The sequence below is a fragment of the Mesorhizobium sp. 2RAF45 genome, assembly GCF_052115225.1.
Lineage (GTDB): Bacteria > Pseudomonadota > Alphaproteobacteria > Rhizobiales > Rhizobiaceae > Mesorhizobium > Mesorhizobium jarvisii.
Genome location: NZ_JBFRGG010000003.1, coordinates 480,483 through 493,955, shown reverse-complemented (window position 1 = coordinate 493,955; position 13,473 = coordinate 480,483). Strand labels below are relative to the sequence as shown.

The 13,473-nt window shown below is 62.8% G+C and carries 13 protein-coding genes and 1 riboswitch; of the genes, 6 read left to right on the top strand and 7 right to left on the bottom strand.

From position 1 onward, the window contains the following. Complete coding sequence (bglA, locus tag AB4Z43_RS11830) at positions 1-1,665, top strand: beta-galactosidase BglA (protein ID WP_441937537.1); 1,665 nt, start codon at positions 1-3, stop codon at positions 1,663-1,665. 31 nt (positions 1,666-1,696) lie between these two features. Continuing rightward, positions 1,697-2,809, top strand: a complete 1,113-nt coding sequence (locus AB4Z43_RS11825) for an ABC transporter ATP-binding protein (RefSeq protein ID WP_069090789.1) — start codon at positions 1,697-1,699, stop codon at positions 2,807-2,809. A gap of 85 nt (positions 2,810-2,894) precedes the next feature. On the opposite strand, the gene AB4Z43_RS11820 is transcribed toward AB4Z43_RS11825, so the two are convergent. The 3 genes from AB4Z43_RS11820 to AB4Z43_RS11810 all read right to left on the bottom strand — a co-directional run bounded on the left by AB4Z43_RS11820 (position 2,895) and on the right by AB4Z43_RS11810 (position 3,672). Continuing rightward, positions 2,895-3,131 carry a DUF680 domain-containing protein gene (locus tag AB4Z43_RS11820; protein ID WP_019862696.1) on the bottom strand — a complete coding sequence of 79 codons (237 nt, stop codon included), beginning with the start codon at positions 3,129-3,131 and terminating at the stop codon, positions 2,895-2,897. A 67-nt stretch (positions 3,132-3,198) separates the two neighbouring features. Continuing rightward, a complete protein-coding gene (locus AB4Z43_RS11815) occupies positions 3,199-3,402 on the bottom strand; it encodes a DUF680 domain-containing protein (protein WP_019862695.1) in 204 nt (67 codons plus the stop codon). 72 nt (positions 3,403-3,474) lie between these two features. After that, entirely contained in the window at positions 3,475-3,672 is a 198-nt protein-coding gene (locus AB4Z43_RS11810) for a DUF680 domain-containing protein (RefSeq protein ID WP_019862694.1), read from the bottom strand. Positions 3,673-4,168: 496 nt separating this feature from the next. Further along, positions 4,169-4,369, top strand: a riboswitch (cobalamin riboswitch). A 114-nt stretch (positions 4,370-4,483) separates the two neighbouring features. Between AB4Z43_RS11810 and AB4Z43_RS11805 the strand changes: the two genes are divergently transcribed. Both AB4Z43_RS11805 and AB4Z43_RS11800 read left to right on the top strand, forming a co-directional pair. Further along, positions 4,484-5,731 (top strand): aromatic ring-hydroxylating oxygenase subunit alpha, encoded by a 1,248-nt coding sequence (locus AB4Z43_RS11805; protein ID WP_019862693.1) that lies wholly within the window; start codon positions 4,484-4,486, stop codon positions 5,729-5,731. 20 nt (positions 5,732-5,751) lie between these two features. Continuing rightward, complete coding sequence (locus tag AB4Z43_RS11800; RefSeq protein ID WP_441937762.1) at positions 5,752-6,849, top strand: 2Fe-2S iron-sulfur cluster-binding protein; 1,098 nt, start codon at positions 5,752-5,754, stop codon at positions 6,847-6,849. A 99-nt stretch (positions 6,850-6,948) separates the two neighbouring features. Here the strand turns inward: AB4Z43_RS11800 and AB4Z43_RS11795 are convergent, their stop codons facing one another. From AB4Z43_RS11795 to AB4Z43_RS11780, 4 genes are all read right to left on the bottom strand, one after another. After that, a complete protein-coding gene (locus AB4Z43_RS11795) occupies positions 6,949-7,578 on the bottom strand; it encodes an alpha-ketoglutarate-dependent dioxygenase AlkB family protein (RefSeq protein WP_019862691.1) in 630 nt (209 codons plus the stop codon). A gap of 227 nt (positions 7,579-7,805) precedes the next feature. Then, a complete protein-coding gene (gene lysM / locus AB4Z43_RS11790) occupies positions 7,806-8,270 on the bottom strand; it encodes a peptidoglycan-binding protein LysM (RefSeq protein WP_019862690.1) in 465 nt (154 codons plus the stop codon). An 89-nt stretch (positions 8,271-8,359) separates the two neighbouring features. Next, positions 8,360-8,797 carry an alternative ribosome rescue aminoacyl-tRNA hydrolase ArfB gene (gene arfB / locus AB4Z43_RS11785; protein WP_038651522.1) on the bottom strand — a complete coding sequence of 146 codons (438 nt, stop codon included), beginning with the start codon at positions 8,795-8,797 and terminating at the stop codon, positions 8,360-8,362. A 98-nt stretch (positions 8,798-8,895) separates the two neighbouring features. Next, the gene (locus AB4Z43_RS11780) at positions 8,896-10,506 is read right to left on the bottom strand and encodes a phosphoenolpyruvate carboxykinase (RefSeq protein WP_038651518.1); all 1,611 of its coding nucleotides are present in this window, start codon (positions 10,504-10,506) and stop codon (positions 8,896-8,898) included. Positions 10,507-10,849: 343 nt separating this feature from the next. Here AB4Z43_RS11780 and AB4Z43_RS11775 point away from each other — a divergent pair, with 343 nt between their 5' ends. Both AB4Z43_RS11775 and AB4Z43_RS11770 read left to right on the top strand, forming a co-directional pair. Further along, a complete protein-coding gene (locus AB4Z43_RS11775) occupies positions 10,850-11,551 on the top strand; it encodes a response regulator transcription factor (RefSeq protein ID WP_010912942.1) in 702 nt (233 codons plus the stop codon). 99 nt (positions 11,552-11,650) lie between these two features. Beyond that, a complete protein-coding gene (locus AB4Z43_RS11770; protein WP_441937531.1) occupies positions 11,651-13,435 on the top strand; it encodes a stimulus-sensing domain-containing protein in 1,785 nt (594 codons plus the stop codon). Positions 13,436-13,473: the final 38 nt, after the last annotated feature.

The following is a 13,473-nucleotide window of genomic DNA, read 5'->3' as shown; positions in this document are numbered from 1 at the left end:
ATGCAATCCGCTTTGAAAGCCAGTTCGAACCCTGACCTCGCCGTCGATCGCGACTGGTGGCGAGGCGCGGTGATCTACCAGATCTATCCGCGCAGCTACCAGGATTCGAACGGCGACGGCATCGGCGACCTCAAGGGCATCATCGGACGGCTGCCCTACATCGCCGCGCTCGGCGCGGACGCCATCTGGATCTCGCCCTTCTTCAAATCGCCGATGAAGGATTTCGGCTACGACGTCTCGGACTATTGCGACGTCGACCCGATGTTCGGCACGCTGGCCGATTTCGACGCACTGACGGCGGAGGCGCACCGGCTGGGTCTCAAGGTGATGATCGACGAAGTGCTGTCGCACACGGCCGACATCCACCCCTGGTTCAAGGAAAGCCGGTCGAGCCGCAGCAATCCCAAGGCCGACTGGTATGTCTGGGCGGACGCCAGGCCCGACGGCACGCCGCCCAACAACTGGCTGTCGATCTTCGGCGGGTCGGCCTGGCAGTGGGACACCAGCCGCCAGCAATATTACCTGCACAATTTCCTGGCCGAGCAGCCCGACCTCAACTTCCACAACCGCGAAGTCCAGGATGCGCTGCTCGACGTCACCCGCTTCTGGCTGGAACGCGGCGTCGACGGCTTCCGCCTCGACACGATCAATTTCTACTTCCACAGCCAGGGCCTGGAAAACAATCCGCCGCTGCCGCCGGAAGAACGCAACGACCAGACCGCGCCGGCGGTCAATCCCTACAATTACCAGGACCATCTCTACGACAAGAGCCGTCCGGAAAACCTCGGCTTCCTGGAACGCTTCCGCGCCCTGCTCGACGAATATCCGGCGACGGCGGCCGTCGGCGAGGTCGGCGATTCGCAGCGCGGGCTTGAAGTCGTGGCCGCCTATACGGCCGGCGGCAAGCGCGTGCACATGTGCTATTCCTTCGACTTCCTGGCGCCGGAAAAGATCAGCGCCGCCAAGGTGCGTTCGGTGCTGGAGGCTTTCGGCAAGGTCGCCAGCGACGGCTGGTCGTGCTGGGCGTTTTCCAACCATGACGTGATGCGCCCGGCCTCGCGCTGGGCCGCCGGCGAAGCCGACCCTGTCGCCTATCTCAAGGTCATCTCGGCCTTGCTGATGTCGCTGCGCGGCTCGGTCTGCATCTACCAGGGCGAAGAACTCGGGCTGGGCGAGGCCGAACTGCGCTTCGAGGATCTGCAGGACCCCTATGGCATCCGCTTCTGGCCGGAATTCAAGGGCCGCGACGGCTGCCGTACGCCTATGGTGTGGGATGGCGGCGCCAAGAATGGCGGCTTCTCCCTGGCCAAGCCCTGGCTGCCGGTGCCGGCCAAGCATCTGGCGCAGGCGGTCAATGTCCAGCAAGGCGACCAGGCTTCGCTGCTCGAGCACTACCGGCGCTTCCTGACCTTCCGCCGCGCCCATCCGGCGCTGGCCAAGGGCGACATCACCTTCATCGAAAGCGAGGGCGACACCGTCGCCTTCACGCGCCGCGCCGGCAATGAGCAGGTTGTCTGCGTCTTTAACCTCGGCGCCAAGCCGGCCAAGGTTGACCTTGGCGGCCGATCCCTGCAACCTTTGCCGGGACATGGGTTTTCGGGGCAGGCGAGCACCGGTTCGATCGAGCTTGGCGGCTACGCCGCCTGGTTCGGACGCATAGACTGAAATCTTTGAGGAAATCACTGGGAGGACACCAATGGCCGATGTCAATTTGAGACAAGTGAAGAAGTCCTACGGCAATCTCAACATTCTCCACGGCATCGACCTCGATATCAAATCGGGCGAGTTCATCGTCTTCGTCGGCCCGTCGGGCTGCGGCAAGTCGACCTTGCTGCGCTCGATCGCCGGGCTCGAGGAAATCACGTCGGGCGAACTCAAGATCGATGGCGACGTGGTCAACGACGTTCCGCCGTCCAAGCGCGGCATCGCCATGGTGTTCCAGTCCTACGCGCTCTATCCGCATATGACGGTCTACGACAACATGGCGTTCTCGATGAAGATCGGCAAAGAGAACAAGGCCGAGATCGACCGCCGCGTTCGCCAGGCGGCGGAAATCCTGCAATTGACCAAATATCTCGACCGGCTGCCCAAGGCGATGTCGGGCGGACAGCGCCAGCGTGTCGCCATCGGCCGCGCCATCGTGCGCAATCCGAAGGTGTTCCTGTTCGACGAGCCGCTGTCGAACCTTGACGCGGCGCTACGCGTCGCCACGCGCATCGAGATCGCCAAGCTCAAGGAATCGATGCCCAACACGACGATGATCTACGTCACCCACGACCAGGTCGAAGCGATGACGCTGGCCGACCGCATCGTGGTGCTGAAGGACGGCCATGTCGAACAGGTCGGCACGCCGATGGACCTTTACAAGAAGCCCGGCAACCTGTTCGTCGCCCAGTTCATCGGCTCGCCGGCCATGAACATCCTGCCGGCAACCATCGACAAGACCGGCAACCCGACCGTCGTCAACCATGTCGGCGGCCGCAAGGCGACGGTGCCGATCACGACGCCGGCCTCGGCCAAGGGCGCGGCGGTCAGTTTCGGCGTGCGGCCGGAAGACCTGATGATTGCCAGCGGCGCGGACTATCTGTTCGAGGGAACGGTCGACTATGTCGAGCAGCTCGGCGAGGTCCAGCTGGTCTATATCGATATCGGCCGCGCCGACCTGCCGCTGGTGACCAAACTGCCGGGCAATGTCGAGGTCAAGCGCGGTTCGACATTGCGGCTGAGCGCCAATGCCGAGGACCTGCATATCTTCGATGCGGACGGACATTCCTTCGCGCTGCAAAAGCCGGAAGCAAAAGCGGCTTGAGGCCGCCGGTCCTGCTGGGTCAAGGCAACAAAAAAGAGCGGCGGGCCAGGCCCGCCGCTCTTTTTTTGGAGATCAGCTTCGGCTGTTAACGGCCGAAGAGGTTCCGGTCGCTGCCCTGAGGAGCGGACTTCTGCACGTCGCCCGACGAATTGAGCAGCTTGTAGACGGGCGAGCCGCTCTCGCGGATCGAAGCCGTACGCGAGTTGTCGACCGAAGTTGCGGCGGGCTGGTTGGCGCCATTGGAGCCATAGTTGTCGCTGCCCGCGAAAGCGCTGCCGGAGATGGCCAGAACGGCGGCGGCAGCAAGGATGAGCTTGTTCATGTTAGTCTCCTGAATTTCTGGATTTCACGGGAATGGCCGGCATCGCCGCCATTTCCGTGAACCGGCATTACTTGCCGAAGAGGTTGCGGTCGGCGCCCTGCTGAGCAGGCACCTGGGTGGCCGGAGCCGACTTGTCGACCGAAGCCGTGTAGGAATGGTCGACCGCAGCGGCCGGCTGGTTGGCACCGTTGGAACCGTAGTTATCGCTGCCAGCGAAGGCACTGCCGGAAATGGCCAGGACGGCGGCGGCAGCAAGGATGAGCTTGTTCATGTTAGTCTCCTGAGTTTCTCAAGATCGGCCAGAGCGGCGGGCGAAAAGCCCGCCATTAGCCGGGACCCGTTGTTAGTTATTGCCGAAGAGGTTGTGATCTGCGCCCTGGGCAGGCGTCTGAGCAGCCGGTTCCGACTTCTTGGTCGAAGCGGTGTACGAGCTGTCGACAGTCGTGGCTGCGGCGGCATTCGAACCGTAGTGGTCGCTACCAGCGAAGGCGCTGCCGGAAATGGCCAGAAGGGCGGCGGCAGTGAGAACAATCTTTTTCATTTTTAGTACTCCAGTATTTTTTCCGTCCGTCTAGCGGCGTGTCTTGGGATTGAAATCGCGTCGTTCGGACAGCCCCGATGTGGGAAAGCCAGATCGCCGTTTCCAATCACGAAGTTGTTCCGTGTGGACCAAGAATCCACCACTTGAAATTGTGCCAGAGGTTTCCTTGCCATAAATTTTTCTTCTTGATATCAATCACTTAATAAAAGCCAGCCGCAAGATCACAGACTGTATCGGAGGTCCAGTGTTCACACCGTCCTGCACGCACCGTCAACAGAAACGAACCGTTCGGTTCGATTTTAGAATCCTCTAATAGTCACTTTTCGAAACCGTTAACCTTTTTTTGCCCCTGTTCCGGGTCGATTTTGACAGCCAGTACAGCTATCGGCGACGACGATTTTCGTGACCGCTGTCCGCGCCCAGATCGTTGCGCATGCGTGTCGCGCCGCATGGATGCGATGTCGCTTTCATGCCGATGTCGCAAACGCCGTCGTGATTAGATCATGTCATCTCAGGTGCCGCTTCGTGACGACGGGGCGGAGAATTGGGAAGCCGGTCAAAATCCGGCGCTGCCCCCGCAACGGTGGTGGAGTTCAAGTCGCAACGGGAGACCACTGGGCGAAAGCCTGGGAAGGTGTCGCGACCGTCCGCAAGGACACTCCAGAGCCCGGAAACCAGCCCGAGATTTTTGAACTCGACTGATCGCGGTGGGCGGTCAAGAGGCGGATGGCGCGCGCCCGGCTTTCGCCGGCCTGCGTCTCATCCTTCCTCAATCACCACCAGTTCAGTCCTTGAAGTATGAGGACAGGACATGGATGCGCGCAACGATATGCTGAGGCTCTTGAACAGCCGCAGAGAGGGCTTCTCGCTCGAGCAGCCCTTCTATACCGATCCCGATTTCTTCAAGCTCGACATGGAGCTGATCTGGTATCGCGACTGGCTGTTCGTCGGCCATGATTGCGAACTGCCCAAGCCCGGCAGCTTCATCACCGTGCAGATCGGCGACTATCCGGTCGTGCTGGTGCGCGATCAGCAGGGCAAGATCAACGCTTTCCACAATTCCTGCCGCCACCGCGGTAGCCGCGTCTGCAACACCGACAAGGGCATGGCCGCCAAGCTGGTCTGCCCCTATCACCAATGGACCTATGAGCTGGACGGAAGGCTGCTGTTTGCCCGCCAGATGGCCGACGGTTTCGACAAGAGCCAGTTCGGCCTGAAGCCGGTCGCCTGCGAAAGCGTGGCCGGCTATATCTTCATCTGCCTGGCCAAGGAACCCGCCGACTTCTCGCCGATGCGGGCGATGATCGAACCCTATCTCAAGCCGCACCGGCTCAGCGAAGCCAAGATCGCCTTCGAGAGCACGATCGTCGAGAAGGGCAACTGGAAGCTCGTCTGGGAAAACAACCGCGAGTGCTACCACTGCGCCGGCAATCACCCGGAGCTGTGCAAAACCTTCCCGGAAGCCCCGACGGTGACCGGCGTGCAAGGCGCCGACAGCGATCCGGAGATGCTGGCACACTGGGCCAAATGCGAAGCGGCCGGCCTGCCGAGCAAGTTCCGCATAGATCCGGCCGGGCAATACCGCGCCACCCGCGCGCCGCTGCTGCGCGATGCGGTCAGCTACACGATGACCGGCAAGCGGGCGGTGAAGAAGAACCTGTCCGACAGCGTCTCCGCCGACCGCATCGGTTCCTTGCTGCTCTATCACTATCCGACGACGTGGAACCACATTCTGGGCGACCACGCCGTCACCTTCCGCGTGCTGCCGATCAGCGCCACGGAAACCGCGGTGACGACCAAATGGCTGGTTCACAAGGATGCGGTCGAGGGTGTCGACTACGATCTTGCCGAACTCACCCATGTCTGGACCGAGACCAACGACCAGGATCGCCGCATCGTCGAGGAAAACGCCTTCGGCATCCAGTCGCCGGCCTATGAACCCGGCCCCTATTCGGAGCTGCATGAGGGCGGCGTGATCCAGTTTGTCGACTGGTACGCCCGCTTCATCGGTCCGCGCCTTGCCGACGATGGCCGGCCGGCCCTGCGCAGTGTCGCCTGAGGGGTTTGGGGATGAACGCGATGACGGATCTTGGCCTCTATCGCCATCTCGACCAGATGGCGCCCTGGAACGACAGGCTGCAGGTGCTGGAAGTGATCGGCGTCAGCGACGAGGCGCCTGACGTCAAGACCTTCACCTTCCGCTCCGACAACCAGACCTGGTTCCGCTACAAGCCGGGCCAGTTCGTGACGCTGGAACTGCCGACGCTGGACGGACCGCTGATGCGCACCTATACGCTGTCGTCGTCGCCGTCGCGGCCGTTCTCGATCGCGGTGACGGTGAAGGCGCAGGCCGGCAGCACCGGCACACGCTGGATGTTCGATCACCTGGTGCCCGGTTCGCACGTCAAGGCCTATGGGCCGAGCGGCGATTTTTCGCTGCACAGCCATCCGGCGGCCAAATATCTGTTCATCTCGGCCGGCTCCGGCGTGACGCCGATGATGTCGATGCTGCGCTGGCTGAACGATTGCGCGCCATGGACCGATGTCGGCTTCGTCAACTGCGCGCGTCGCCCGGAAGAGATCATCTTCCGCAAGGAGCTCGAACTGCTCGGCGGCCATATGCCGGGCCTGTCGCTCGGCTTCATGATCGAGGAGCGGTCGAGCCGCGAGGGCTGGTACGGCCATATGGGCCGCATCGACGCGATCCGGCTGCCGCTGCTGGCGCCCGATTTCCGCGAACGCGAGATCTTCTGCTGCGGTCCGGATCCTTTCATGCGCGCCGTGCGCGGCATGCTTGAAGCCGCCGGCTTCGACATGACGAAATACCACCAGGAGAGCTTTGCCGCCCCCGCGGTGGAGGAAGTCCCGGCGCCGTTCGCGTCGCCCGGGGAAGACGGCATTGCCGTTCCCGTCGAGGCCACACCGATCCGCTTCGCGCTTTCGGATGTCGATGCCGAGTGCGTCGCCGGCCAGACCGTGCTGCAGACGGCGCGCTCCTCGGGCGTGCGGATCCCAGCGGCCTGCGAATTCGGCCTGTGCGGAACCTGCAAGGTGAAGAAAGTCTCCGGCGCCGTCGAGATGAGCCACAATGGCGGCATCCTCGATCACGAGATCGATGACGGCTTCATCCTCGCCTGCTGCTCGAAGCCGCTTTCGGCTCTCGAAATCGAGGCGTGACAGCGTCGGGCGGCCCCGGCACCGCAGCCTTGCCAGGCAGTTGCGGCTGTTGTTTCCAGGACCCTTGCGACCTTGATAGGGACGTGCCTCGGGAGCGGCTTATAAGGCGTTCTCGTGCGGCTTCGTTACCCGCCGCAGCGTCAGATTGATCCTGCCGCCGTTCTTGAGCAGCGCCGAGGTCGAGGGATAGATGCGGTCGACGCCGTGGAAGGCGAGACGGCCCTCGCCGCCAAGCACGACGACGTCGCCGCTCTTCAGCCTGAACGATTTGGTGGCGCCGTCGCGCGTCGTCTGGCCGACCCGGAACAGGCAATCGTCGCCCAGCGAGACGGAGACGACTGGCGCCGAGAAATCGGCCTCGTCGCGGTCCTGGTGCAGGCCCATCTTCGCGTCGGCCGTGTAGAAATTGATAAGACAGGCCTCCGGCGGATTCGGATAGCCCGACACCTGCCGCCACAGCTCGAGCAGGCCCTCCGGGATCGGCGGCCATGGCTCTCCTGTCAGCGGATGCGTCGGCTGGTAGCGATAGCCGCGCTCCTTGTCGGTGACCCAGCCGAGCGGGCCGCAATTGGTCATGCGCACGCTCATCTCCTTGCCGGTGCGCGGCATGGCAGGGACGAACAGCGGCGCCTGCTGGATGATGCCTCTCACCTCTTCGACCAGCGCCTCCTGAACAGCGCGGGAGAGATAGGCCGGCATGTGGCGGACGCCGTTGGGCAGAACGAGCATGGAATAGCGCACCTTGAGATGGTTCGAGCCCGCAAGATGCCACCATCAACGGAAAACAGCGACCCGAAAGCCGTCGCCGATTGCACTGCTGCGGCTATTGCTATCTGGGTCAGGGCCGCAACATCACGGCCTCGCTGAAGCGCAACTGGCAAAAATCGAAAACGCCGCGCGTCCTTTCGGATGCGCGGCGCTTGATTAAGCCGTTTCGAGACTGCCTGGCAGCCGAATCAGGGGATGCGCAGCACCTGGCCCGGATAGATTTTGTCCGGGTGGGTCAGCATCGGCCTGTTGGCCTCGAAGATGGCGGTGTTCTTGGCGCCCTGGCCCTTGCCGTAGCTTTTCTCGGCGATCTTCCAGAGGTTATCGCCCTTCTGGACGGTGTAGAAGGTCGGTTCCTTGGCCGGGGCAGCTGCCTTGCCGGCGTCCGGCGCGACCTGCAATTCGTCGGCCTGCACCTTGGAGACGCCCAGCGTGTTGCCGACGGCGATGACCGCCTTTTCAAAGATCGACTGGTCCTTGACCACGCCCTTCAGCACCGCCGTGTCGCCCTGCACGACGACCTGCACGCCATCGGTGCCGAGCTTGTGTGAATCGAGCTCCTTCTTGAGCGTGTCGGCCGTGGGTGCGGCTTCCTCGTCGCCGCCGATGCCCAGTTTCTTGCCGACGCTCTTGACGAAATCGAACATGCCCATCTCTGGTCTCCCTTGCTGTGGCAATGGCGAAACCTCGCATCTGCGGTGCGAAATGGAAAGCCGTTTTATGCACGCGGCTGGTGTGGTGCTTAGTCGTTTTCCACCCGGCCGCGCAGCTTCTTGATCGTGCCGCGTCCAGCCTTGCTCTTCAGCCGCCGCTCCACCGCGCCTTTCGAGGGGCGCGTCTTCTTGCGGGGTGGCGGCGGCGGTTCGGCGGCCTTGGCGACAAGCGCCGTGAGCCTCGCTCTGGCATCTGCCCGGTTCTGCTCCTGGGTGCGGAAGCGCCCGGCCTCGATGACGATGACGCCGTCCTTGGTGGCGCGCTGGCCGGCAAGCTTGATCGTGCGGGCACGCACGCGTTCCGACAGGCCGGCCGCGCTGGCCGCGTCGAAGCGCAGTTGCACGGCGGTTGCCACCTTGTTGACGTTCTGACCACCCGGCCCCGACGAGCGGATGAAATCCTCGTGCAGGTCACCGGGATGGATCACGGCTTCGTCTGATATGATGATATTGTCATCGATCGGCATGCCGCAGTCATGGCGCGGCGGCGGACAAAAGAAAAGGCCCGATCGAAACCGGGCCTTCGATGGTACTGCGCGGCTACGATGCCAAGCGATCCGGGCTCTTACTCCGCCGCTTCCTGCATGCGAGGCGCCGCCCCCATCACGGTTGCATCGACATGCGGCTCGAATTTCTCGAAGTTGACGGCGAACATGCCGACCAGTCTTGCCGCCTGGCGGTCATAGGCAGGCTTGTCGACCCAGGTCGAGCGCGGATCGAGAATGGCGCCGTCGACGCCAGGCACCGCTACCGGCACCTCGAAGCCGAAATTGGCGTCGGTGCGGAATTCGGCTGTCTTCAGCGAGCCGTCGAGCGCGGCGGTCAGCAGAGCGCGCGTCGCCTTGATCGGCATGCGCTTGCCGGTGCCGTAGGCGCCACCGGTCCAGCCGGTGTTGACCAGCCAGCAATCGGCGCCGTGGCTGGCAATGAGCTCGCGCAGCAGATTGCCGTATTCCGAGGGGTGGCGCGGCATGAACGGGGCGCCGAAGCAGGTCGAAAACGTCGCTTCGGGTTCGGTGACGCCCTTTTCGGTTCCGGCCACCTTGGCCGTATAGCCGGAGAGGAAATGGTACATCGCCTGCGCCGGGGTCAGCCGCGCGATCGGCGGCATCACGCCGAAAGCGTCGGCGGTCAGCATGATGATGTTCTTGGGATGACTGGCGCGCCCGGTCTTCGAGGCATTGGGGATGAAGTCGAGCGGGTAGGCGCAGCGTGTGTTTTCGGTAAGGCGACCATCGTTGAAGTCCGGCACGCCGTCGGCGTCGAGCACGACATTTTCCAGCACCGTGCCGAAGCGCTGCGTGGTGGCGAAGATCTCCGGCTCGGCCTCGGCCGACAGCTTGATCGTCTTGGCGTAGCAGCCACCTTCGAAATTGAAGATACCGTGCGGACCCCAGCCATGCTCGTCATCGCCAATCAGCGTGCGCGACGGATCGGCCGACAGTGTCGTCTTGCCGGTGCCGGAAAGCCCGAAGAAGACGGCCGCGTCGCCCGCCGGCCCTTCATTGGCCGAGCAGTGCATCGGCATCACGCCCTTCTGCGGCAGCAGATAGTTGAGCATGGTGAACACCGACTTCTTCATCTCGCCGGCATAGGAGGTGCCACCGATCAGCACGATCTTGCGGGTGAGGTCGACGGCGATCATCGTTTCCGTGCGGCTGCCGTGGCGGGCGGGGTCGGCGCGGAAGGACGGCAGGTCGATGATCGTCATCTCGGGCACGAATTGTTCGAGCTCGGCCTTGTCCGGACGGATGAGAAGATTGCGGATGAACAGCGAGTGCCAGGCAAACTCGGTGACTACGCGCGTCGGCATTTTCAGCTCGGCATCGGCGCCGCCGACGAGGTCCTGAACATAGAGATCCTTGTCCGCGGCGTGGGCAAGGAAATCGGCGAACAGCGTTTCGAACTGGGCCGGCGAGATCGCCTTGTTGTTGTCCCACCAGACATGCGCCTCGGTGGCGGCGTCGCGGACGACGAACTTGTCCTTGGGCGAACGGCCCGTGTGCTGGCCGGTCTCGGCGACCAGCGCGCCATGCGCGGTCAGCCGGGCCTCGCCGCGCCGGATCGCCTCCTCATAAAGGGCGGCCGCGCCAAAATTATAGCGCACCATACCGGTGGTTTTCAGGCCGATACGATCGATCGGGCAAGCAGGATTGCGTTTGCCGACTTCCGACATTGGTGTCCCTTCTACGATTTGCCGCATCTTTGCCGGCACATTTCCGGCACGCCCGTTGTGCAGGCTGAGATGGTCAAAACCAGAAAAGCCAAATGATATCAAATCATTAATCGATTTAAAAATTTTGAAAGTTGTTTAAATCGTTTATATATGCGAAAAGTTTCACGGTTGCCCAAAGGATTGGCGATGTAAGTTCGTCCAATCCATGTCGAGGTAGGATTGTGGCCTGCGGCACCCCGCGCGTGACAGCGGACAAGGCCTATGCCACATTTTGTACCTAATTTGTCCTGCAAAAGCCCCTTCTCTACGAAAGAAGGGACAGCTCATGAGGGAGCCGCTTGAAATGGCAACAATCGCGCTTGTCGATGACGACCGCAACATTCTGACGTCGGTGTCGATCGCCCTCGAATCCGAGGGATATCGCGTCGAGACCTACACGGATGGTGCGTCCGCGCTGGAAGGCCTGGCGGCGCGTCCGCCGAATCTTGCCATCCTCGACATCAAGATGCCGCGCATGGACGGCATGGAGCTCTTGCGCCGGATGCGCCAGAAGTCCGACCTGCCGGTGATCTTCCTGACTTCCAAGGATGACGAGATCGATGAATTGTTCGGCCTCAAGATGGGCGCCGACGATTTCATCCGCAAACCGTTCTCGCAGCGCCTGCTGGTCGAGCGGGTGCGCGCCGTGCTGCGCCGTGCCAGCGCGCGCGAAGCTGCGGCAAAGGCGCCCAGCCAGCAGGCCCGCTCGCTCGAGCGCGGCCAGCTCGTCATGGACCAGGAGCGCCACACCTGCACCTGGAAGGGCGAACCGGTGACGCTCACCGTCACCGAATTCCTGATCCTGCATTCGCTGGCGCAGCGTCCCGGTGTGGTAAAAAGCCGTGATGCGCTGATGGATTCGGCCTATGATGAGCAGGTCTATGTCGATGACCGCACGATCGACAGCCACATCAAGCGGCTGCGCAAGAAGTTCAAGGCTGTCGACGACGACTTCGAGATGATCGAAACCCTTTACGGCGTGGGATATCGGTTCCGAGAAGCGTGAATAGGGAATAGGCAGTAGGGGTTAGGCAGTAGGGAATCTCAGCCATTTCTCTATTCCCTACTGCCTACTGCCTACTCACTAAACAGGGCCTGCTATTCGATGGCAGTGGAAGCACAGCGAACAAGACCGACGGGCGCCGCCAGGCGGCCGTCGCGCATCATGCCGTCCTTCGTCTCGAAGATCACGGTGCCGATGCGCCGCTTCCTCGGCCACCACATCTTTTCCAGCCTGACGCGGCGCATCCTGTTCCTCAACCTTGCCGGCCTGGCTGTCCTGGTCACCGGCATCCTCTATCTCAACACCTTCCGCGACGGGCTGATCGATGCCCGCGTCGAAAGCCTGATGACGCAGGGCGAGATCATCGCCGGCGCGATCGCGGCATCGGCGACGGTCGAGACCGATTCGATCAGCATCGACCCGGAGAAGCTGCTTGAGCTGCAGGCCGGCGAAAGCCTGGGGCCGGGCTCCGACCAGCTCGACAATCTCGATTTCCCAATCAATCCCGAGCGTGTCGCGCCGGTGCTGCGGCGGCTGATCTCGCCGACCCGCACACGGGCCCGCATCTATGACCGCGACGCCAATCTACTGCTCGATTCGCGCCATCTCTATTCGCGCGGCCAGATCCTGCGCTACGATCTGCCGCCGGTCGAGGAGGAACAGCCCGACCTTGTCGAGCGCGTCCAGAAGTTCATCTTCGACTTCTTCCGCAACGCCGACCTGCCGGTCTATCGCGAGCAGCCCGGCGGCAATGGCGCCGCCTTCCCGGAAGTGGTCAAGGCGCTGACCGGCAGCCCCTCGACCATCGTGCGCGTCTCCGAGCAGGGCGAGCAGATCGTGTCGGTGGCGGTGCCGATCCAGCGCTTCCGTGCCGTTCTCGGCGTGCTGATGCTGTCGACCGAAGGCGGCGACATCGACAAGATCGTCGCCGCCGAGCGCAAGGCGATCCTGCGCGTCTTCGGCATCGCGGCACTGGTCACCGCCATCCTGTCGATGCTTCTGGCCTCGACCATCGCCAATCCGCTGCGCCGGCTGTCGGCGGCGGCGGTCAGGGTCCGGCGCGGCGTCAAGAGCCGCGAGGAAATCCCCGACTTTTCCGACCGGCAGGACGAGATCGGCAACCTGTCGGTCGCGGTGCGCGACATGACCAACGCGCTCTATGCGCGCATCGAGGCGATCGAAAGCTTCGCCGCCGACGTGTCGCATGAATTGAAGAACCCGCTGACCTCGCTGCGCAGCGCCGTGGAAACCCTGCCACTGGCCAAGAACGACAATTCGCGCAGCCGGCTAATGGACATCATCCAGCATGACGTGCGCCGGCTGGACCGGCTGATCACCGATATTTCCGACGCTTCCCGTCTCGACGCCGAGCTGGCGCGTGAGGATGCCGGGACGGTGGACCTGAAGAAATTCATCACCGACCTCGTCGCCGTGTCGCGCGAGACCACGCGCAACAAGAAGGCGGTCGAGATCGAGCTCAAGGTCGCCAAGCTGCCGCAGGGCGTCAAAGGCTATTTCGTCGCCGGCCACGATCTGCGCATCGGCCAGGTCGTCACCAACCTGATCGAGAATGCGCGCTCCTTCGTTCCCGAGGACCATGGCCACATCAGCCTGTCACTGGCGCGCGCCGGCAAATTCAACATCCTGACCGTCGACGACAACGGTCCCGGCATCCGCGCCGACAATATCGACCGCATCTTCGAACGCTTCTACACCGACCGGCCGGCCGGCGAAGCGTTCGGCCAGAATTCGGGCCTGGGCCTGTCGATTTCGAGGCAGATCGTCGAAGCCCATGGCGGCACGCTGACCGCCGAGAACATCCCCGGCACCAAGCCCGGCGAGATCAAGGGCGCGCGCTTCGTCGTGACGTTGCCGGCCGAAGCATGATCCCGAAAAGTGGGAACCGGTTTTCTCGGACGAACGGT

Excerpts from the sequence above, each read along its gene's own strand:
- bglA (WP_441937537.1), top strand. The coding sequence starts at position 1 with ATGCAATCCGCTTTGAAAGCCAGTTCGAACCCTGACCTCGCCGTCGAT.
- AB4Z43_RS11825 (WP_069090789.1), top strand. The coding sequence starts at position 1,697 with ATGGCCGATGTCAATTTGAGACAAGTGAAGAAGTCCTACGGCAATCTC.
- AB4Z43_RS11820 (WP_019862696.1), bottom strand. The coding sequence starts at position 3,131 with ATGAACAAGCTCATCCTTGCTGCCGCCGCCGTTCTGGCCATCTCCGGC.
- AB4Z43_RS11815 (WP_019862695.1), bottom strand. The coding sequence starts at position 3,402 with ATGAACAAGCTCATCCTTGCTGCCGCCGCCGTCCTGGCCATTTCCGGC.
- AB4Z43_RS11810 (WP_019862694.1), bottom strand. The coding sequence starts at position 3,672 with ATGAAAAAGATTGTTCTCACTGCCGCCGCCCTTCTGGCCATTTCCGGC.
- AB4Z43_RS11805 (WP_019862693.1), top strand. The coding sequence starts at position 4,484 with ATGGATGCGCGCAACGATATGCTGAGGCTCTTGAACAGCCGCAGAGAG.
- AB4Z43_RS11800 (WP_441937762.1), top strand. The coding sequence starts at position 5,752 with ATGACGGATCTTGGCCTCTATCGCCATCTCGACCAGATGGCGCCCTGG.
- AB4Z43_RS11795 (WP_019862691.1), bottom strand. The coding sequence starts at position 7,578 with ATGCTCGTTCTGCCCAACGGCGTCCGCCACATGCCGGCCTATCTCTCC.
- lysM (WP_019862690.1), bottom strand. The coding sequence starts at position 8,270 with ATGGGCATGTTCGATTTCGTCAAGAGCGTCGGCAAGAAACTGGGCATC.
- arfB (WP_038651522.1), bottom strand. The coding sequence starts at position 8,797 with ATGCCGATCGATGACAATATCATCATATCAGACGAAGCCGTGATCCAT.
- AB4Z43_RS11780 (WP_038651518.1), bottom strand. The coding sequence starts at position 10,506 with ATGTCGGAAGTCGGCAAACGCAATCCTGCTTGCCCGATCGATCGTATC.
- AB4Z43_RS11775 (WP_010912942.1), top strand. The coding sequence starts at position 10,850 with ATGGCAACAATCGCGCTTGTCGATGACGACCGCAACATTCTGACGTCG.
- AB4Z43_RS11770 (WP_441937531.1), top strand. The coding sequence starts at position 11,651 with ATGGCAGTGGAAGCACAGCGAACAAGACCGACGGGCGCCGCCAGGCGG.